Raw genomic sequence first — 18,099 nt, 5'->3', positions numbered from 1 at the left:
CATCATGTTCGAGACCATTGCCATCATCGCCGTCATCCTCGCGGTCGCCATTGCCGTCATCCTCGTCCTCGCGGCGACCAAGCCGAGCACATTCCGCGTCACGCGTGCGACCAGCATCAACGCGCCGGCCGAACGGATCTTTCCGCTGATCGACGACTTCCGGCAGTGGACGGTCTGGTCGCCCTACGAGAACCGGGATCCGGCCATGAAGCGCAGCTATGACGGCGCCGGGCGCGGGCAGGGGGCGGTCTACGCCTGGGACGGCAACAAGAATGTCGGCACCGGCCGCATGGAAATCCTGCAATCGTCCGCGCCGTCGAAGGTCGTCATCAAGCTCGACTTCCTCAAGCCGTTCGAAGGCCACAACACCGCCGAATTCACAATGCTGCCGCAGGGAGATGCGACCAGCGTCACATGGACCATGTATGGTCCAGCCGCCTTCATGTCGAAAGTGATGCAGGTGTTCATGAACCTGGATCACATGATCGGCAAGGATTTCGAGGTCGGTCTCGCCAATCTGAAGAAGCTGACTGAAAAATAGCGAAGCGTTTTCGAGCGAAGTGATTTTCGGTTCGCGCGAAGAAAACGCCTCAAAACGAGGATCCAACCCAGGGAGCATGTGATGCAGGTCAACCCCTATCTCTCCTACGACGGCAATTGCGGCGCCGCGCTGAACTTCTACCAGAAGGTTCTCGGTGCGCGGATCGAGGAAAGCTATCCCTACGGTGAGGGCAATCCGGAGATGCAGACGCCGCCCGGCTGGAAGGACAAGATCATGCACGCCAGGGTCTCGATCGACGGTGAGGTCATCATGGCCTCCGACGCCCCGCCCGGCCACTTCCAGAAGCCGCAGGGCTTTCACGTCTCGCTGCAGGTCGAGGATCCCGCGGAGGCTGAACGCCGCTTCAAGGCGCTGTCCGAAGGCGGCACCGTCACCATGCCGTTCGGCAAGACCTTCTTCTCCAACGGCTTCGGCATGTGCGTCGATCAGTTCGGCATCCCCTGGATGGTGAACTGCCCGCAAGGGATGTAACACCCGGGGCAACCCGATGGGCCGTCATCCTGAGGTGGCCGCTTCTTCAGCGGCTCTCGAAGGATCGACGGCCCGGCTGTTTCCCCGTACGGGCTGAGCCATCCGGGCCGTACATCCTTCGAGGCTCGCAAGGGCTCGCACCTCCAGCGACACAGGCGAAGCCTTTGCGCGGGGATGACGGGATCGATAGCTTGGGTCGTCGGGGCCGCGATGGTCGCAGCCTACCTGCACCGCGGATAGATCGCGGACAGCTCGCGGCCGCGCAGCAGCAGCAGGCGTGAGGTCAGGCCGCCGCGGCGCACGATCCAGCCGCGCACCGGCGCCGGATAGGCCTCCAGCACCGCCTCGGATGCTTCCGGCTCAGCATAGGTCCGGCCGCGCCGGTCGATCGAGCGCGCGGCGTGGAAGCCGAGCACGGCGCGCCGCGTCACGCAGATGCGGTCGCCCGGCACCATCGAGAGCACCAGCGTGCAGGCCGACAGGCATGGCCCGTCGATCACCACGCGCTCGCCTGACTCGCGCACCTTGTCGAACAGTTCGATGAATGGGCCGACCTGCCCGCCGGGGCTGGCGAGGATCCGGACGTCGGCTTTTGCGCAGCCGATCGTTGCGCAGAGGGCTGCCGCCGCGGCAAACATTTTCATCAGCGCAATCCCTGCCGACGATGCGGTCGAGGTCCCGCCGCATCCGATGCCGCAAGGCTCGCGCCGGAATGGGGCATCGTCAAGACCGATGCCCCGTCTCGATGACAGGCGGGCTCAGGCTGCCCGGTTCTTCAGCGCGCCCACGATCGCCGTGAGCACCGCGCCGGCAACGCCGCCGCCGGCGACCTGTCCGATGATGCTGCCGATGTCAGGCGTTGCGCCGGAATTGGCGAGCAGCGGAATCAGCATGCCCAGAAGCTGTCCGCCCGCGCCACCGCCGATCGCGCCTGCGATGGTGTTTCCGAGCGTGCCGAGGTCGATGTTCTTGGCCGCTCCGGCGGCGACATTGCCGCCGACGGCTCCGCTGATGATTTGAATGATCAGATTGATGAGGACTCCCGACATGACGCGATTTCTCCCCGGTATCTGGTTCAGCACGGCTGAGACGCCGGCGGCGCCCCACCGAGGCAAAGGTTAGGCCTCCGGCGCGCATGGGTCATGCTGCACACGCGAAGATTGTCGATCTGGGTGAACGATATGCACCGCCTTCTTGGGTGTTGTGCGGTCGTTCCGAGGCCTCAGCCCGCGCCGGAGACGCCGGCCTCGGCAAAGGTCGCCATGCCGCCATGACAGGCGAGCGCTGCGCGCAGCAGCAGGATCGCAATCCCTGCGCCGGAGGCTTCGCCGAGCCGCATCTCGAGATCGAGCAGGGGTGCAAGCTGCAGTTCGCGCAGCAGCTGGCGATGGCCGAGCTCGGCCGAGACATGCCCGGCGCGGCAATGCGCAAGGCCGTTGGGCGCAAGCCGCGCCAGCGGCAGCACCGCCGATGTCGCGACGAAGCCGTCGAGCAGCACCGGGATCGATCGTGCCCGTGCTGCCAGCACGGCGCCCGCGATCGCCGCGAGCTCGCGGCCGCCGAGCGCGACCGCGACCGCGAGCGGATCGTCGAGCAGGCTGCGATGCAGCTTCAGTGCCGTATCGATCACGGTGCGCTTGCGCAGCAGGCCGGCATCGTCGACGCCGGTGCCGCGGCCGGCCCAGCGCGCACCGCGTCCGCCCATCAGCGCCGCGCACAGCGTCGCGGCCACCGTGGTGTTGGCGATGCCCATCTCGCCGACCACGAGCAGATCGCATCGCTCCGGCACCGTGCGCCAGCCGGTGTCAAAGGCGACCAGGAAATCGGCGCCATCCATCGCCGGGGCCATCGTGAAATCGCGGGTCGGACGCGCGAGTTCGAGCGGCTCGACGCGTAATTCGGCCCCGGCAAGCCTGGCGATCTGGTTGATCGCGGCGCCCCCCGCGGCGAAATTCGCCACCATCTGCGCGGTGACTTCAGAGGGAAAGGCGGAGACGCCGCGCTCGGCGATGCCGTGATTGCCGGCGAACACGGCGATCGTGACCTGGTCGAGCCGGGGCATCTCGCGGCCTTGCCAGCGCGCCAGCCAGATCGCGACCTCTTCCAGCCGGCCGAGGCTGCCCGGCGGCTTGGTCAGGTTCTGCTGGCGCAGCGTGGCCGCCGCAGCGCTCGCCGCGTCGCCCTCGGGCAGCTCGCGACAAAAGCTGCGGATGTCGTCTAGAGTACTGAACTGCATGCGATTCCCTCGTCGAGCGGGCCGCAAACTAAAGCATGATCCGGAAAAGTGTGAAGCGGTTTTCCGACAAGATCATGCTCAAACGAAAAGCTAAAGCGCGATGAGATTCAGCCCGATCTCATCGCGCTTTAGTTCAATTTTCAGGCCTTCACCATGAATCAATGGCTCGACGATCTCAGGACCGCCACCGCCTTTCTGACCCGCCTGCCGATGCCGCATCCGGACGGCGCGCGGCCGGAGGGGTTTGCCCGGGCGCAGCGGCTGTTCCCGCTGGTCGGCGCGGGCATCGGGGCGGCGATCGGCCTGTTCTGCCTGCTGCTGCGATCGATCGGCGTGCCGGATCTCGCCGCGGCGGCGCTGGCGCTCGGCGGCGGGGCGCTGTTGACCGGCGCGCTGCATGAGGACGGGCTCGCTGATGTTGCCGACGGCTTCGGTGGCGGCCGCGATGTCGCGGCGAAGCTCGAGATCATGCGCGACAGCCGGCTCGGCACCTACGGCGCGCTGGCGCTGCTGGTGAGCTTTGCCACCAGGCTTGCGGCGCTTGCGGCGCTTCCCGACGGCATGATGGTGCAGAGCCTGATCGCGGCGCATGCGCTCGGCCGCGGCGTGTTGCCGTGGATCGCGATCAGCCTGCCTTACGCGCGCAAGGATGGGCTCGCCGCCAATGCCGGCCGGCCCGACGGCACGATCGCGGCGGTCGCAGCCGGCATCGCGCTGCTGATCGCAATCCTCGTCTTGCCGTTCGGCAGCGCGCTGCTGGCGGCGATCGCAGCAGGCTCCAGCGCGTTGATCATGGCTCTACTGGCAAGGCGGCAAATCGGCGGCCAGACCGGTGATGTGCTCGGCGGCGCCGAGCAGGTTGCGGAGACCGCGATCCTGGTGTTGCTTGCGGCGCGGCTCGGCTAGAGCATTTCGAGCGAAGCGGAGACCGGTTCGCGTGAAGCTGATGCGCCCCCATGTAACAGCGGGCGCGAAATTCGGCTATCGGCCAGAGCTGGAAGCCGCGCCGATCGAGGCGTCGTTGCGGGACGAGGCATCGATGAGCGTTGCATCGACCATCACCAGTCGTCGTAGAGCCACTCCCTGGGCATTGGCGGCCGCGCTCTTGCATACGGGGGCTGGGACGGCCGCTCGGGCTTGCGCACGCTTGGCGCCGGCGCCGGTGGCGTCGGAAGCGGTAACGGCTTCGGCTCGGAGACCTTCGCCAGCGTCCGTTTGATTTCTTCCTGGCTCGCCCTGAGGTCCTCGATGGCTTTGGAACTCGTGCGGGCCGTCTGTTGCTGGTCCGCCTTGAGCTGCTCGATACTTCGCTCCACGTTTTCGAGGTTGCGGGCGATCGTTTGCAGCAGCTCAGCCTGGTCGGGAAGCGCTGTATTGGCTGTCGGCGCGGTGACCTGCGGCGGTGCGGTCTGAACCGGGGGCGTCGCTTGGGGCGGCTCTCGGGGCGGAGCGGCGTCTGCCGCTGCGACCTGAACGGTGGGTGGAGCGGGCCGCGCCGCAACCGGCGGATGATCCGGGGGCAATGATGGAGTTGAAACGAGCTGAGGCACCCAACGGGCGACGACCTGCTTGGCGCCTCGACCATACGACGACTGCAAAGCCAGTGCAGCGACAACGATGCATGCTGCCAGCGACAAGGCGGCGAGAGCACGGAAGCCCGGCATTTGGCGCGGCGATCGCGAGCGAGGTCCGGAAGCGGCGGGGCCGGGCTCGGAAACGGCAGGGCTCGGTCCGACCGAAGGCGGGGCAGGTTGCGCCGGAGCCGGGGACGCCGCTTCGCGCTCCATTCTTGCAAGCTGTTCGCTCAAACGCGCGAGATCTTCGTTGGCGCGCGTGATCTGCTTGTGGGTTTCTGCGAGTCTTTCGTCGGCGCGCGTGGTGGGGCTATCGTTCGATTCGACTGGGTTCGGGGTGGGGGTGGAGTTCACTGCCGCTTCCCTTTCCATCCAATGTCACCCAAGAGCGCCGACTGGGTTATCCGTTAGGGTCGATCAGCCTCAGCACTCCCGCCAGTCTTGTCCAAAAAATGGCCGGATGATAGCGGGCTTGAGGTCTCGTGATAATGAGGGGGACCAGCTCGTGCAGTGCGCGTTGACGCATTTCCGCCTTGCCCGATAAATCAGGCATCAACTGTCTATGAGTACATGCCCGGATCAGAATGGAAGGGCTCCTGCCGCGATGGGCCGCGAAACGCATCTCTGGCTGATCCGCCACGCGCCGGTCGACGGTGCGCGCGGCGTGATCCATGCGCCGGATGCGCCCGCGGACCTCAGCGACGCCACGGCCTTCACGGCGCTGGAGGCGCGGCTGCCGGCTGATGCCTTCGTGGTGTGCAGTCCGGCCCTACGCACAAGCGAGACCGCAGCCAAACTCGGCCTCACGGCGACAGCGGATGATGCCTTTCGCGAGCAGGATTTCGGCGACTGGACCGGCCGGCGCCACAGCGAGATCGAGGCCGAGCTCGGCGCAGTGGCCTATCGCGCGTTCTGGAATGCACCGGGGACCAACCGGCCGCCGGGCGGCGAGAGTTTTGCCGATCAGATCGCACGGGCGCGGGCAGGATTGGCGCGCCTGCCGGCCGGCGATGTCGTGCTGGTCGTGCATTCCGGCACCATCCGCGCGATCCTCGCAATCGCGCTCGAGCTGGCGCCGGAGCTTGCGCTGCGCTTCGTCATCGATCCGCTGTCGTTGACGCGCATCGACCGGCTGGCTGGCGGTTGGCGCGTCGTTGCAGTGAATGGGCGGTAGGCCAACTGCGCCGCTGCCTGTCCCGTCACCCCCCCCGCGCAAAGGCTTCGCCTTTGTCATTGGAGGTGCGAGCGGAGCGAGCCTCGAAGGATGCACGGCCCCAGCCGGGGCCGTCGACCCTTCGAGGGCCGCTGAAGAAGCGGCCACCTCAGGGTGACGGTGATGGAGTGAGGTTGCTTCTACAAAAATGCCCTAGCCATTCTGCCGCTGGCCGCGCAGGGTCGGCAGGCCGATGCCGGCGGCGTCGAAGCCGCCGTCGACGGCGAGGATCTGGCCGGTGATGTAGCTGGCGCGATCCGAGCACAGGAAGAAGATCGCTTCCGCCAGCTCCTCTTCCAGGCCGTAGCGGTTGAGCGGGATCGCGTCGTGATAGTCGGCGCGGATCTCCGGCGTGTGCACGGCTTTGGCCATCGCGGTCTCGACCGGCCCGGGTGCGACGCCGTTGACGCGGATGCCGAGCGAGGCGAGTTCGACCGCGAGCTGCTTGGTGAGGTGCGCGAGCCCGGCCTTGCTGGTGCCGTAGGCCGAGCGCAAGGTCGATGCGCGCACCGCCGAGATCGAGGTGATGTTGACGATCGCGCCGCCGCCATGCTCGCGCATCACAGGCGCTGCCGCCTTGGTACACAGGAACGGGCCGGTGAGGTTGACCGCCATGATCCGGTTCCAGTCGGCGTCCGAGGTCTCCAGCACCGGCGTGAACACGGCGATGCCGGCGTTGTTGACCAGCGCGTCGAGCCGGCCGAAGCGGCTCATGATCGCAGCGATCGCGGCTGCCACACCATCGGCGTCCGATACGTCGCAGGTCAGCGCCAACGTTGTGTCGGGCTGCTTCAATGCCGCGACCGCGGCGCGCAGCAATTCGCCCTCGATGTCGAGCAGCGCGACGCGCCAGCCTTCAGCGAGAAAGCGTTTCGCTGCGGCAAGCCCGATGCCGCGCGCGGCGCCGGTCACGAGAGCGACTTTGGGGGAAGCGGAATTCATTGGATGGTCCATCGGTTCGGGCAGCAAGCCCCGACCGTCTGCGACCTTTACTCCGACGTGTCAACCCGACGGGGATTCTTCGTCATTCGGGCGCGTCTCGAAGGATGTACGGCCCCCAGCCCGGGCCGTCCATCCTTCGAGGATCGCACCGCTGCCTACGCCGCGAGCTCGGCGGAGGCGCGCTGCATGTTTGTCGACATGTCCTGCGTGACGATGCTCTGCTCCTCGACCGCGGCGGCGGTGGAGGTGATGTATTCGTTGACGCCGGCGATCGCCGCCTTGATCTCGGACAGCGAGGTCACCACTTCGGCGGCGATCGAATTCAGCGCATCGATCTCCGAAGAGATCGTATCGGTCGCCTGCTTGGCCTGGTTGGCGAGGCTCTTCACCTCCGAGGCGACCACTGCGAAGCCGCGGCCGGCTTCGCCCGCACGCGCCGATTCGATCGTGGCGTTGAGCGCGAGCAAGTTGATCTGCCCGGTGATGCTCGAGATCATCTCGACGATGCCGCTCATCGCCTGAGCTGCGGCGTTGAGCTTCTGTGCCTGACCGTCGGCAGCGTCGACGCGGCCCGTCGCGACCGCGGCGTTCTGCTTCGACTTGGTCATGGTCTCCGAAATCTCGCGGATCGAGGCGCTCATCTCCTCGCTGCCGGCGGCAACCGCCTCGATCAGGCCGCGCGCGCTGTCGGCCTTCTTGCGGCCGATCGCCTGCGCGGTGATGTCGGTGGCGTACTTCACCACCTTGTAGGGCTTGCCGTTGAGATCGATGATCGGATTGTAGGAAGCCTGGATCCAGATCTCGCGGCCGCCCTTGGCGATGCGCTTGTATTCGGCGGCCTGGAACTCACCGCGGTTCAGCGCTCCCCAGAACTCGCGGTAGCCCGCCGAGCTCGCCTCGACCGGCTCGACGAACATGCTGTGATGCTTGCCCTGAATCTCGGCGAGCAGATAGCCCATCGCGGCGAGGAAGTTCGGGTTCGCGGTGCGGATCGTGCCGTCCATGTTGAACTCGATCACGGCCTGCGACTTGCCGATGGCGTCGATCTGGCCGTCATTGTCGGCGGCCTTCAGCTTCTGCTGTGTGACGTCGGTCGCGAACTTGACGACCTTGAACGGTTTGCCGCGATCGTCGAGGATCGGGTTGTAGCTGGCCAGGATCCAGATCTCCCTGGCGCCCTTGGCGAGCCGCTTGAACTCGCCGGTCTCGAGCTCGCCGCGGTTCAGCCGTGCCCAGAAATCGCGATAGGCCGGGCTGTCGCGGTCGGCCGGCGGCATGAACATGCTGTGGTGCTTGCCCTGAATCTCGGCGAGCGAGTAACCCATCGCGCCGAGGAAGTTCTCGTTGGCATTGACGATAGTGCCGTCCATGTTGAACTCGATCACCGCCTGCGCGCGGCCGATCGCTGCGATCTTGCCGGCGTCTTCCATGCTGTGGATCTTCTGCGCGGTGATGTCGGTGGCGAACTTGATGACGCCGACCGGCTTGCCGTTCTTGTCCAGGATCGGGTTGTAGGAGGCCTGGATCCAGACCTCGCGGCCGCCCTTGGCGATGCGCTTGTACTGTGCGGCCTGGAATTCGCCACGGTTCAGGTTCGCCCAGAACGCGCGATAGTCGTGGCTGTCACGATACGCCGGCTCGACGAACATGCTGTGGTGCTTGCCCCTGATCTCGTCGAGCGAGTAGCCCATCGCGTTCAGGAAGTTCTCGTTGGCGGTGACGATGGTGCCATCGAGCTTGAACTCGATCGTCGCCTGCGACCTGCCGATCGCTGCGGCTTGCGCCAGCGCACTGTCGATGTTTGCCTTGTTGCTGAAACTGAACATCAGGGCTCCGTGAAGTTTCAAATGAAACGGGATGGGAAATAGGATCGACGCAACTCACGGAAAGGTTGCAGCGAGCCGTTTAGCATCGGTAAAGCCTGCGGGCTGGCACGGACTGCATAATGCAGCGCGGCGCGCACGCATCTATCTCAGATTGCGAAGTAATTTTCCGATCTGCACGCTATCATCCATAGTCGTGATGCGATGTTCACCGTAATCTTACGGGCGAAAATTGCCCGACAACTTTGGTCTGATGCGGATGATCGCAACGCGCCTACTTCATCGGCGCTGATAGACCTATTACGATCGTTGATATTGCTGACTGTTTCACGGATCGATTCAGCACCGCGATTCGCGTCCTCGACGAATGCGCGGCGCGTCGATGCCCGCTCTCAGCGTCGCGCGACGGGCAAAATAATTCCGCACGAGATGTCTGCTGAGCGGTCTCCGGTTCGTCGTCCGGATACTGGTCCATGATGGAGTTCTAATGTCGCTCACACTGCATTACCACCCGCTGTCGTCGTTCTGCTGGAAGGCGCTGGTCGGGCTTTACGAGAACGGCGCGCCGTTCACGCCGAACATGGTCAATCTCGGCGATCCCGCCGAGCGTGCGGCGCTGCTTGCACTGTGGCCGATCGGCCGCTTCCCCGTGCTTCGCGATGAGAAGCGCGGCGAGACGGTGCCTGAATCGAGCATCGTCATCGAATATCTCGACCGGCACTATCCCGGCACCGTCAAGTTGATTCCCGACGACCCGGAGCTTGCGTTGCAGACCCGGCTGCGTGATCGCTTCCTCGATCTCTACGTCCATCTGCCGTTGCAGAAGATCGTCGGCGACCGGCTGCGTCCAGCGGGCAGCAAGGATCCGCGGGGCGTCGCCGAGGCGCGGGCGCAGCTCCGCACCTCCTATGCAATCCTGGATCAGCAACTGATCCTGGATCAGCAACTCGCGCATGGCGGCTGGATGATGGGCGATCAGGTGTCGCTGGCCGACTGCGCCGCCGCGCCGGCGCTGTTCTATGGCAACAAGGTCGAGCCGATCGGCGAGGGCCACCCGCACCTCGGGGCCTATCTCGAGCGGTTGAAGGCACGGCCGTCCTTCGCGCGGGTTCTCAAGGAAGCCGAGCCTTATTTCGGCATGTTCCCCAAGGAAAACTGAAGAGAACACCTGAACGGGGAACCTGAGGTCCGGCCAGGACCCGAAAATAAATCGCGGCGCGGTGTCGCTTTCGCGCCGCTCCGTTCGTCTTCTCCCTGAAGCCCGGGTTCTGGAGCGCCGGTCGCGCCCCGGGGCTCGGGCGAGATCTGTGTGGAGACGACATGGCTGCAGCTGGCAACAGGGCGGAGATCATCCGCGGGCTCTTCGCCGCCTATCTCGCCAATGACCGCGCGAGCGTCGAGGCTGCGTTCGCGGAGGATTTCCGCTTCTCGACGCCCTATGGCGAGAACATCGACAAGCCGCGCTATTTCGCCGAGTGCTGGCGCGACCCTGGCTGGATCGGCCGCCACGAGATCGAGCGCATCATGGTCGACGGCGTTGAGGCCTTCGTCACCTATCGGTGCGTCGCCCGCGACGGCAAGAGCTTCCGCAACACCGAGTTCTTCGTGTTCGACGGCGACAAGGTGTCGCGCATCGATGTCTATTTCGGTCCGTCGCATCAGGATGGCGAACTCGTCAGGCTGGATCGATAAGGCAAGCTCGGTGATACCGCTCGCGCGATCGTCGCAGGCGAGCACGAATTCTGCGAAGGAAACCCGGAAAATGTCCATTGCGAGTGAAAGCAGCGGCCTGTCGCGGGCACGGCTCGGACGCATGCGCGAGGTGCTGGCGCGCCATGTCGATGGCGGCGACGTTCCAGGCCTCGTGGCGCTGGTCAGCCGTCGCGGTGAGATCCATGCCGATGTGATTGGCCGCATGGCGGTGGACGGGCCGCCGATGCAGCGCGACACCATCTTCCGCATCGCCTCGATGACCAAGCCGGTGACGGCGGTCGCCGCGATGATCCTGGTCGAGGAATGCCGGCTGAGGCTCGATGATCCCCTCGATCGCTGGCTGCCCGAGCTTGCCGATCGCCGCGTGTTGCGCCGCATCGAATCCGAGATCACCGACACGGTGCGGGCCAAGCGCGCGATCACGCTGCGCGATCTTCTCACCTTTCGTCTCGGGCTCGGCATGATCCCGGTGTTTCCGGCGCGCCATCAGATCCAGATGGCGATCGCGGATGCCGGCTTCGCGCCCGGGCCGGTGTTTCCGTCGTTTCCGCCGGACGAATTGCTGCGTCGCTACGGCACGCTGCCGCTGGCCTACCAACCCGGCGAAAGCTGGCTCTACGACACCGGGAGCCAGATCCTCGGCGTCCTGATCGCGCGTGTTGCCGGAACCTCGTTCGCCGGCTTCCTGCAGGAGCGGATCTTTGGACCGCTCAGCATGAACGATACGGCCTTCCACGTGCCGCAACACAAGCTGTCGCGGTTTGCGACTTGCTATGCGCGCGATCATGCGACCGGCACGTTGAAAGTGTTCGACGCACCTGCGACCGGCAAATACGCGGCGCCGCCGGTGTTCGAGAACGGCAGCGCCGGGTTGGTGTCGACCGCAGACGATTTCAACGCCTTCGCGCAGATGCTGCTCAATGGCGGGCGGCTCGGCACCGAGCGCATCCTGTCGCGTCCCTCGGTAGAGCTGATGACCTCGGACCAGCTCACGCCAGAACAAAGGGTGGGCTCCGAGCTGTTGCTCGGTGCGTCGCGCGGCTGGGGTTTCGGGCTGTCGGTCGTCACGACGCGCGACGATCTCTGTGATGTGCCGGGTCGTTACGGCTGGGTAGGCGGCTATGGCACCTCATGGTATTCCGACCCGCGCGAGGCGATGACCGGAATCCTGCTGACCCAGCGCGTGATGGATTCGCCGCAGCCGCCCGCGATGTTCGCCGATTTCTGGACGCTCGCCTATCAGGCGATCGATGACTAGCGCAGAGCCTGCGTCAATGACGTCGAAGATAATTTCAATGGTCGTGTCGGGAGCGCAAACCGTCCGTCGTCTTTCAACCGAGCGCCGGTGCTGAGATCGGCAGAGAGACAACGGAGCACGACGATGAAGTTCATGGTGATCGTGAAGGCGAACAGGGATACCGAGGCCGGCGTGATGCCGAGCACCGAGATGCTTGCCGCAATGGGCAAGTTCAACGAGGAGATGGTCAAGGCCGGCGTGATGCAGGCCGGGGAGGGGCTGCATCCGACCAGCAAGGGCGCGCGGGTCAGATATGCCGGCGGGCAGGGCACCGTGTCGCGCGGACCGTTCGGGCTGAGCAGCGATCTGGTTTGCGGCTTCTGGCTGATCGAGACCAAGTCGCTCGATGAGGCGATCGACTGGATGAAGCGCGCGCCGTTCGACAGCGGCTCCGAGATCGAGATCCGCCAGGTGTTTGCCGCCGAGGATTTCGGCGAGGCACTGACACCGGAGCTGCGCGGGCAGGAAGAGCGCTTGCGCGCGCAGGCAGGCAAGAAGTGACACCCGACGTCATCCCGCGATATCGCGCAGGCGGTGCGACCCGACTACACGACCTCCGTCGCAAGTCCTGGATTCCGGGTCTGTGTCTGGTGGCACATCGGGGAATGACAAGGGTGAAAATTGCGAGTGCTTCAACAGATAGGGAAATCCGACCAATGCGTTTCATGATGCTGATGATCCCGCTCGGCTACGAGTCCGCGCCGGCCAAGCTCGAGCTCGACCCCGAACGAGTCGCCGCGATGATGCGATACAATCAGGCGCTGAAGGACGCCGGCGTGCTGATCACGCTGGAAGGCCTGCATCCGCCGGCATCAGGCGCGCGCGTCAAGTTCGACACCGGCGAACCCATGGTGGTTGACGGCCCCTTCACCGAGGCCAAGGAAGTGATCGGCGGCTTCTGGATGATCGAGGTCGCCTCGCGCGCCGAAGCGATCGCATGGGCCAAGAAGTGCCCCGCCAGTGCCAACGAGATGATCGAGATCCGCCAGGTGCAGGAGATGGCGGATTTCTCCGAGGAAGTGCAGCAAGCGGCTTCGACCTTCGAGCATCCGCAGGGCGGCTGGGGCAAGGCGCTGCGCTGAATCTCAAACGAGATGCGATGCCGCGGCAAAGCGGCATCGTGTGACCGACCGATCGTCAAACCACCACAACGGAGAAGCACGATGAGCAATGACACCTTCCTCGCGGTCTATCTCGGCGGCGGCAAGACCGGCTCGCGCATGGCTGCCTGGAACGCGCTGCCGGAAGCCGAACGGCGCGCCAAGGAGCAGCAGGGCATGGCCGCCTGGGGCGCCTGGGTCGAGAAGCATCACGACGTGATCGTCGAGATGGGCGGACCGCTCGGCAAGACCAAGCATGTCGGGGCCGGCGGCACTGCCGACATCGCCAATCTGATGACCGGCTTCACCGTGGTGCGCGCGCCCTCGCATGAGGCGGCGGCGAAGCTGTTCGAGAACCACCCGCATTTCGCGATCTTCCCCGGCGAGGCCGTTGAGATCATGCCGGTGCTGCCGATCCCGGGACGCTAGGGCCTAGGTCGATAGGGGAGCGAAGTTCTCGAGGCACCGAACGGCAGGTTCGGTGCAACCTCTCCCGCTTGCGGGGGAGGTCGGCGCGCAGCGCCAGGTGGGGCTCGTTCCACGATGTGACTCGCGGAAAGAGCCCCCACCCCAGCCCTCCCCCGCAAGCGGGAGAGGGGGCGCACTTTCCCCGGAGGGCGCCCTCGATATCGCGACGGCACGCAGGCGGCAGCGGTCCGTTAATCTTGATGAACCCGTGATGGCCCCGCTAGTGACCTTTACCGCCGGCTCATGTAAAAGCCGTTCACATGAGCTGGCGCAAGGACCAAGGCCGCGCCGAGCGCGGCTATCATCACGGCAATCTCAAAGAGGCGTTGCTGCAGGCTGCCCTCGATTTGATCTCGAAGAAGGGGCCGGCCGGCTTCACCTTCGCCGATGCCGCGCGGATGGCCGGCGTCAGCCCCGCCGCGCCCTACCGGCACTTCCGCGACCGTGACGAGCTGATTGCCAGCATCGCGCAGCGCGGCTTCGAGCAGTTCGAGTCGCTTTTGACGCAGGCCTGGGACGACGGCCGCCCCGACACCGTCTCGGCGTTCGAGCGGGTCGGCAAGGCCTATCTCGCCTTCGCGCGCGAGGAGCCCGCGTTCTATTCCGCGATGTTCGAATCCGGCCTGCCGGTCGATTCCAATCCGACCTTGATGGCGGCAAGCGAACGCGCGTTCGCGATCATCCGCGCCGCCGCCGAGCGGCTCGCGGCACTGGCGCCACCAGGCACACCGCGCCCGCCGGCGATGATGATGGCGCTGCATATCTGGTCGATGTCGCATGGCGTCGCCTCGCTGTTCGGCCGCGGCGATGCCGCGCGGCGCAAGCTGCCGATGTCGCCGGAGGATCTGCTCGAGGCCGAAGTGCTGATCTATCTGCGTGGCCTTGGCTTCCTCACCGATCGCAAGCCGGGAGCCGCGGCAGCCGACGAAAAGCCTGCCGGTCCGTGGGGCAAGCCGAAATAAGGTTCAACGGCTGGCCCAAAAATAATCCGAGGGGTGCGTCATCCGCGCTGCTTGACTTTCCCGAGGGCTCGGCTATCTATGTAAATGTTATTTACATTCACAACGGCGTGATTGCCGTCATGGAGAAGGAAATGGCCTACACCGCTGATGTCAATCGCTGGCGCGGCCCCGTCGAAGAGCCCTACCGACCGCACTTCTACGCGACGCCCTGGCATCCCCTGAAGATCGCCGGGATCATCCTCGGCTTCATGATCTGGTGGCCGATCGGCCTCGCCCTTCTCTTTTTCACACTCGGGAGCAGAAAAATGGCCTGTTGGAGTCACTACGATCAGGATCGTTGGGCGAACAAGATGGAGCGCATGCAGGACAAGATGGAGCGGATGAAGAGCCGCATGGAGCGCCGCGGCTTCCCGTTCGGCGGCTTCGGCCCGCCCTCCAGCGGCAACCGCGCCTTCGACGAATACCGTCAGGACACGCTGCGCCGGCTCGAGGAGGAGCAGGTCGAGTTCAAGAACTTCCTCGATCGCCTGCGCCACGCCAAGGACAAGGAAGAGTTCGACGCCTTCATGGCGCAGCACAAGACGCGTCCGACCCCGCCGAACGATCAGCCGCCGCAGAGCTGATCCCGCGAGGCAAGCACTGAGCCTTCAGGCGATGTGCCCCCATAGCACCTGATGGCCCCGAGCCGCCCGTTTGCGACAAGCAAGCGGGCGGTTTGCATTTTGGTGGGGCCATGCCCACTCTATCGTCCTGACGCGGGGCGACGAGGTGATCATGGCGGTGCAGACGACGGCTGACGACCTCTGGATTGCGATCCGGCGCGAGGTGGAAGCTGCCGTTGTCGCCGATCGCTTTCTCGAGGCGTCGGCCGCCTTCATCCTCGATCAGGGCGATCTCGGCGGCGCGCTCGCTTTCCTGATCGGCCGGGCTATCTGCCGCTCGGAAGCGGATCGCGCGCAGTTCATGCGGACCGCCCGCGAGGCGTTCGCGGCCGAGCCCGCGCTGGTCGAGGCCGCGGCCATCGATCTCACAGCCATCGTGCGCCGCGACCCGGCGATCACGGGCTTGCTGATACCGCTGTTGAACTTCAAGGGCTACGTCGCGCTGCAGGCTTGGCGCGTGACGAACTGGCTGTGGCGCCACGATCGCCCCGACCTTGCGCTGTTGATGCACAGTGCCGCGGCGGACCAGTTGCAGATCAGCATTCACCCGTCGGCCCGGATCGGAACGGCTGTTTTCCTCGATCACGGCACCGGCATCATCATCGGCGCGCTGGCTTCGGTCGGTGACGAGGTCACGATCCTGCAGAACGTCACCATCGCGCGACATCAGGACGATCCGCGCCATGCCCCGACGATCGGCCGCGGCGTGCTGCTCAGCGCCGGCGCAACGCTGATCGGGCGTCTCTCTGTCGGCGATTTCGCCAAGGTCGGCGCCGGCGCGCTGGTGACGTCGGATGTGCCGGCAGGCTGCACTGCGGTCGGCGTGCCCGCGCGGCTGACAAATTGCGCGGAAGCCAGTGCGCCGGGAGCATGATCCCGGAAAAGTGTCGCTACACCGGGACGAGTATGTCGGCGAGTTGCGTAAAGCTGTCGGCGTGGAGGTCGATCCAGGTCTCCGGCGCGACGTCGACCTTCGCCGCAGGTCCGAACTCGAGCGGACGGGCGACGAACGCGGTGCGCATGCCGAACGCGCGGGCCGCCTTCAGGTCGTATTTGTGGCAGGCGACCATCAGGATCTTGTCGGCGGGATAGCCGAGGTAGTCGACGGCGAGCTGATACACCGCGGGTGACGGCTTATAGCTGCGTGCAAGCTCCGCGGTCAGCACGGCGTCGAATGGCAGCCTGGCGTGCTTGACCACCGCCACCACGGCGGCCATGCCGGCATTCGACAATGTCGAGGTTACGAACCGGCTGCGCAGGCGCGCCAGGCCTTCGACGCTGTCAGGCCATGCGTCGAGCTTGCTCCACACCGTATTCAATTCGTCGCGTTCGTCGCTGGAGAAGGCCTCCGAGAGGCCGTGGCGATCGAGCAGCACATCCAGCGCTTCGCGATAGATGCGGTCGACCCGAATCCACCCGCGCTTGCCGGCGATCACGTCGTCGAGCGCGGCACGATAAAGATCGCGCCACTCACTCGAGAGCCTGGCCCAGTCGAGCGCCAGCCCCTTCGCAGCGTTGACGGCTTGTCCCGCGCGCAGGATCGGCTGATAGAAATCGACGCATGTCCCCTGGACGTCGAACGCGATGGCGCGGATCTCATCGCGCCATGTCGCTGCGCCTGCCGGCTGCATCCCCGTCATCGCGGCCATGATCGATAGTCCTCCTGCGGTCATGAAGTGTCGTCTGTTCAGATCGGGTAGCACGGTTTGTTCCCCGGTTGCGGTATCGGAAGGGGCGCACGGAATCTCTCGTTAGGTGAGCACCCCGCTCAGGCTCCCTCTCCCCTTGTGGGAGAGGGTGGGGTGAGGGGCGGCCCCGGACGGGATGCGAGAGATAGGTGATCGTTGGTCAGCGTGTGGGGCGGGCGTCGCTAATCCTCTTGGTCAGCGGAGCGAGCGGCACCCCTCTCCCCAACCCTCCCCCACAAGGGGGGAGGGAGCCCCGCCGGTGTGCTCGCCTCACTGCATGATGAGAGAGCGACCCCAGCTAAACATTCGATCCATGGATCGCGTCGATCACTGCGTCGGTCACTTCCTTGGTCGTCGCCTTGCCGCCGACGTCGGGCGTCAGCACGCCGGCTGCGCACACCTTCTCGACCGCGGCCATCAGGCGCGCCGCGGCGTCCTTTTCGCCGAGATGCTCCAGCATCTGCGCCCCGGTCCAGAAGGTCGCGACCGGGTTGGCGATGCCCTTGCCGGTGATGTCGAACGCCGAGCCGTGGATCGGCTCGAACATCGAGGGGAAGCGGCGCTGCGGGTCGATATTGCCGGTCGGCGCGACGCCGAGGCTGCCAGCCAGCGCGCCGGCGAGATCCGACAGGATGTCGGCGTGCAGGTTGGTCGCCACGATGGTGTCGAGGCTCTTCGGATGCAGCGTCATCCGCACCGTCATGGCGTCGACCAGCATCTTGTCCCAGGTCACGTCGGGAAATTCCTTCGCCACTTCGGCGGCGATCTCGTCCCACATCACCATGCCGTGGCGCTGCGCGTTCGACTTGGTCACCACGGTGAGGAATTTGCGCGGCCGCGACTGCGCGAGCTGGAACGCGTAGCGCATGATCCGGGTCACGCCGACGCGCGTAAAGACAGCGACTTCGGTGCCGACCTCTTCCGGCAGGCCGCGGTGCGCACGTCCGCCCATCCCGGCATATTCGCCTTCGGAGTTCTCGCGCACGATCACCCAGTCGAGATCGCCGACGCCGACATTGCGCAGCGGCGAGGCGACGCCGGGCAGGATTTTTGTCGGCCGCACATTGGCGTATTGGTCGAAGCCTTGGCAGATCGGCAGGCGAAGGCCCCACAGCGTGATGTGGTCGGGCACATCAGGCGCGCCGACCGCGCCGAAATAGATCGCGTCGAAATTCTTCAGGTCCTTGAGCCCGTCGGCCGGCATCATCACGCCGTGCTTCTTGTAATAGTCCGAGCCCCAGTCGAAGGTCTTGACGTTGAAGCTGATGTCGCCGCTGCGCTTCGCCAACGCCTCCAGCACGCGGACACCCGCGGAGATCACTTCGGGGCCGATGCCGTCGGCGGGGATGGCGGCGATGGAATGGGTACGCATGGGTTCTCTCCGGATG

Annotated in this window: 21 protein-coding genes; 13 read left to right on the top strand and 8 right to left on the bottom strand. The window is 65.5% G+C overall.

The window, feature by feature from the left end:
* Positions 1 to 4 precede the first annotated feature (4 nt).
* A complete protein-coding gene (locus tag CO675_RS36420; protein WP_198964874.1) occupies positions 5 to 541 on the top strand; it encodes an SRPBCC family protein in 537 nt (178 codons plus the stop codon).
* Between the two features lie 81 nt (positions 542 to 622).
* The gene (locus CO675_RS36415; protein ID WP_097676697.1) at positions 623 to 1,033 is read left to right on the top strand and encodes a VOC family protein; all 411 of its coding nucleotides are present in this window, start codon (positions 623 to 625) and stop codon (positions 1,031 to 1,033) included.
* A gap of 221 nt (positions 1,034 to 1,254) precedes the next feature.
* On the opposite strand, the gene CO675_RS36410 is transcribed toward CO675_RS36415, so the two are convergent.
* From CO675_RS36410 to cobT, 3 genes are all read right to left on the bottom strand, one after another.
* Positions 1,255 to 1,677, bottom strand: coding sequence for a S49 family peptidase domain-containing protein (locus tag CO675_RS36410; RefSeq protein ID WP_097676696.1), 423 nt, complete (start codon positions 1,675 to 1,677; stop codon positions 1,255 to 1,257).
* A gap of 114 nt (positions 1,678 to 1,791) precedes the next feature.
* Complete coding sequence (locus tag CO675_RS36405) at positions 1,792 to 2,082, bottom strand: hypothetical protein (protein WP_097676695.1); 291 nt, start codon at positions 2,080 to 2,082, stop codon at positions 1,792 to 1,794.
* A gap of 173 nt (positions 2,083 to 2,255) precedes the next feature.
* Positions 2,256 to 3,269: a nicotinate-nucleotide--dimethylbenzimidazole phosphoribosyltransferase gene (cobT, locus tag CO675_RS36400; RefSeq protein WP_097676694.1), complete on the bottom strand. Its 1,014-nt coding sequence runs from the start codon at positions 3,267 to 3,269 to the stop codon at positions 2,256 to 2,258.
* Between the two features lie 153 nt (positions 3,270 to 3,422).
* Between cobT and cobS the strand changes: the two genes are divergently transcribed.
* Positions 3,423 to 4,175 (top strand): adenosylcobinamide-GDP ribazoletransferase, encoded by a 753-nt coding sequence (cobS, locus tag CO675_RS36395; protein WP_097676693.1) that lies wholly within the window; start codon positions 3,423 to 3,425, stop codon positions 4,173 to 4,175.
* Positions 4,176 to 4,327: 152 nt separating this feature from the next.
* Here the strand turns inward: cobS and CO675_RS36390 are convergent, their stop codons facing one another.
* Positions 4,328 to 5,197 (bottom strand): hypothetical protein, encoded by an 870-nt coding sequence (locus CO675_RS36390; protein WP_143279204.1) that lies wholly within the window; start codon positions 5,195 to 5,197, stop codon positions 4,328 to 4,330.
* Between the two features lie 250 nt (positions 5,198 to 5,447).
* Between CO675_RS36390 and CO675_RS36385 the strand changes: the two genes are divergently transcribed.
* On the top strand, positions 5,448 to 6,017 hold the full coding sequence (locus CO675_RS36385) for a histidine phosphatase family protein (RefSeq protein ID WP_097676691.1): 570 nt from the start codon (positions 5,448 to 5,450) through the stop codon (positions 6,015 to 6,017).
* Positions 6,018 to 6,209: 192 nt separating this feature from the next.
* On the opposite strand, the gene CO675_RS36380 is transcribed toward CO675_RS36385, so the two are convergent.
* Together CO675_RS36380 and CO675_RS36375 are read right to left on the bottom strand one after the other, a co-directional pair.
* On the bottom strand, positions 6,210 to 6,998 hold the full coding sequence (locus CO675_RS36380; RefSeq protein WP_097676726.1) for an SDR family NAD(P)-dependent oxidoreductase: 789 nt from the start codon (positions 6,996 to 6,998) through the stop codon (positions 6,210 to 6,212).
* 155 nt (positions 6,999 to 7,153) lie between these two features.
* The gene (locus CO675_RS36375; protein WP_097676690.1) at positions 7,154 to 8,824 is read right to left on the bottom strand and encodes a methyl-accepting chemotaxis protein; all 1,671 of its coding nucleotides are present in this window, start codon (positions 8,822 to 8,824) and stop codon (positions 7,154 to 7,156) included.
* A gap of 484 nt (positions 8,825 to 9,308) precedes the next feature.
* Here CO675_RS36375 and CO675_RS36370 point away from each other — a divergent pair, with 484 nt between their 5' ends.
* The 9 genes from CO675_RS36370 to CO675_RS36330 all read left to right on the top strand — a co-directional run bounded on the left by CO675_RS36370 (position 9,309) and on the right by CO675_RS36330 (position 15,897).
* On the top strand, positions 9,309 to 9,980 hold the full coding sequence (locus CO675_RS36370) for a glutathione S-transferase family protein (protein WP_097676689.1): 672 nt from the start codon (positions 9,309 to 9,311) through the stop codon (positions 9,978 to 9,980).
* 161 nt (positions 9,981 to 10,141) lie between these two features.
* Positions 10,142 to 10,513: a nuclear transport factor 2 family protein gene (locus tag CO675_RS36365; RefSeq protein WP_097676688.1), complete on the top strand. Its 372-nt coding sequence runs from the start codon at positions 10,142 to 10,144 to the stop codon at positions 10,511 to 10,513.
* 70 nt (positions 10,514 to 10,583) lie between these two features.
* On the top strand, positions 10,584 to 11,792 hold the full coding sequence (locus tag CO675_RS36360; protein ID WP_097676725.1) for a serine hydrolase domain-containing protein: 1,209 nt from the start codon (positions 10,584 to 10,586) through the stop codon (positions 11,790 to 11,792).
* A 123-nt stretch (positions 11,793 to 11,915) separates the two neighbouring features.
* On the top strand, positions 11,916 to 12,332 hold the full coding sequence (locus CO675_RS36355) for a YciI family protein (protein ID WP_097676687.1): 417 nt from the start codon (positions 11,916 to 11,918) through the stop codon (positions 12,330 to 12,332).
* A gap of 155 nt (positions 12,333 to 12,487) precedes the next feature.
* Positions 12,488 to 12,913, top strand: coding sequence for a YciI family protein (locus CO675_RS36350; protein ID WP_097676686.1), 426 nt, complete (start codon positions 12,488 to 12,490; stop codon positions 12,911 to 12,913).
* 81 nt (positions 12,914 to 12,994) lie between these two features.
* Positions 12,995 to 13,360, top strand: a complete 366-nt coding sequence (locus tag CO675_RS36345) for a YciI family protein (protein WP_050405772.1) — start codon at positions 12,995 to 12,997, stop codon at positions 13,358 to 13,360.
* A gap of 299 nt (positions 13,361 to 13,659) precedes the next feature.
* Complete coding sequence (locus tag CO675_RS36340) at positions 13,660 to 14,361, top strand: TetR/AcrR family transcriptional regulator (RefSeq protein WP_097676685.1); 702 nt, start codon at positions 13,660 to 13,662, stop codon at positions 14,359 to 14,361.
* Positions 14,362 to 14,492: 131 nt separating this feature from the next.
* Positions 14,493 to 14,984: a DUF2852 domain-containing protein gene (locus tag CO675_RS36335; protein ID WP_097676724.1), complete on the top strand. Its 492-nt coding sequence runs from the start codon at positions 14,493 to 14,495 to the stop codon at positions 14,982 to 14,984.
* A 151-nt stretch (positions 14,985 to 15,135) separates the two neighbouring features.
* Positions 15,136 to 15,897 carry a serine acetyltransferase domain-containing protein gene (locus tag CO675_RS36330; RefSeq protein WP_097676684.1) on the top strand — a complete coding sequence of 254 codons (762 nt, stop codon included), beginning with the start codon at positions 15,136 to 15,138 and terminating at the stop codon, positions 15,895 to 15,897.
* Positions 15,898 to 15,913: 16 nt separating this feature from the next.
* Here CO675_RS36330 and CO675_RS36325 read toward each other — a convergent pair whose 3' ends face one another.
* Together CO675_RS36325 and CO675_RS36320 are read right to left on the bottom strand one after the other, a co-directional pair.
* Entirely contained in the window at positions 15,914 to 16,672 is a 759-nt protein-coding gene (locus CO675_RS36325) for a haloacid dehalogenase type II (RefSeq protein ID WP_245453069.1), read from the bottom strand.
* 337 nt (positions 16,673 to 17,009) lie between these two features.
* On the bottom strand, positions 17,010 to 18,083 hold the full coding sequence (locus CO675_RS36320) for a tartrate dehydrogenase (RefSeq protein ID WP_097676683.1): 1,074 nt from the start codon (positions 18,081 to 18,083) through the stop codon (positions 17,010 to 17,012).
* Between the last annotated feature and the right edge of the window lie 16 nt (positions 18,084 to 18,099).

The sequence above is a fragment of the Bradyrhizobium sp. C9 genome (assembly GCF_002532045.1).
GTDB lineage: Bacteria > Pseudomonadota > Alphaproteobacteria > Rhizobiales > Xanthobacteraceae > Bradyrhizobium.
This window is presented reverse-complemented; position numbering and strand designations above follow the sequence as displayed.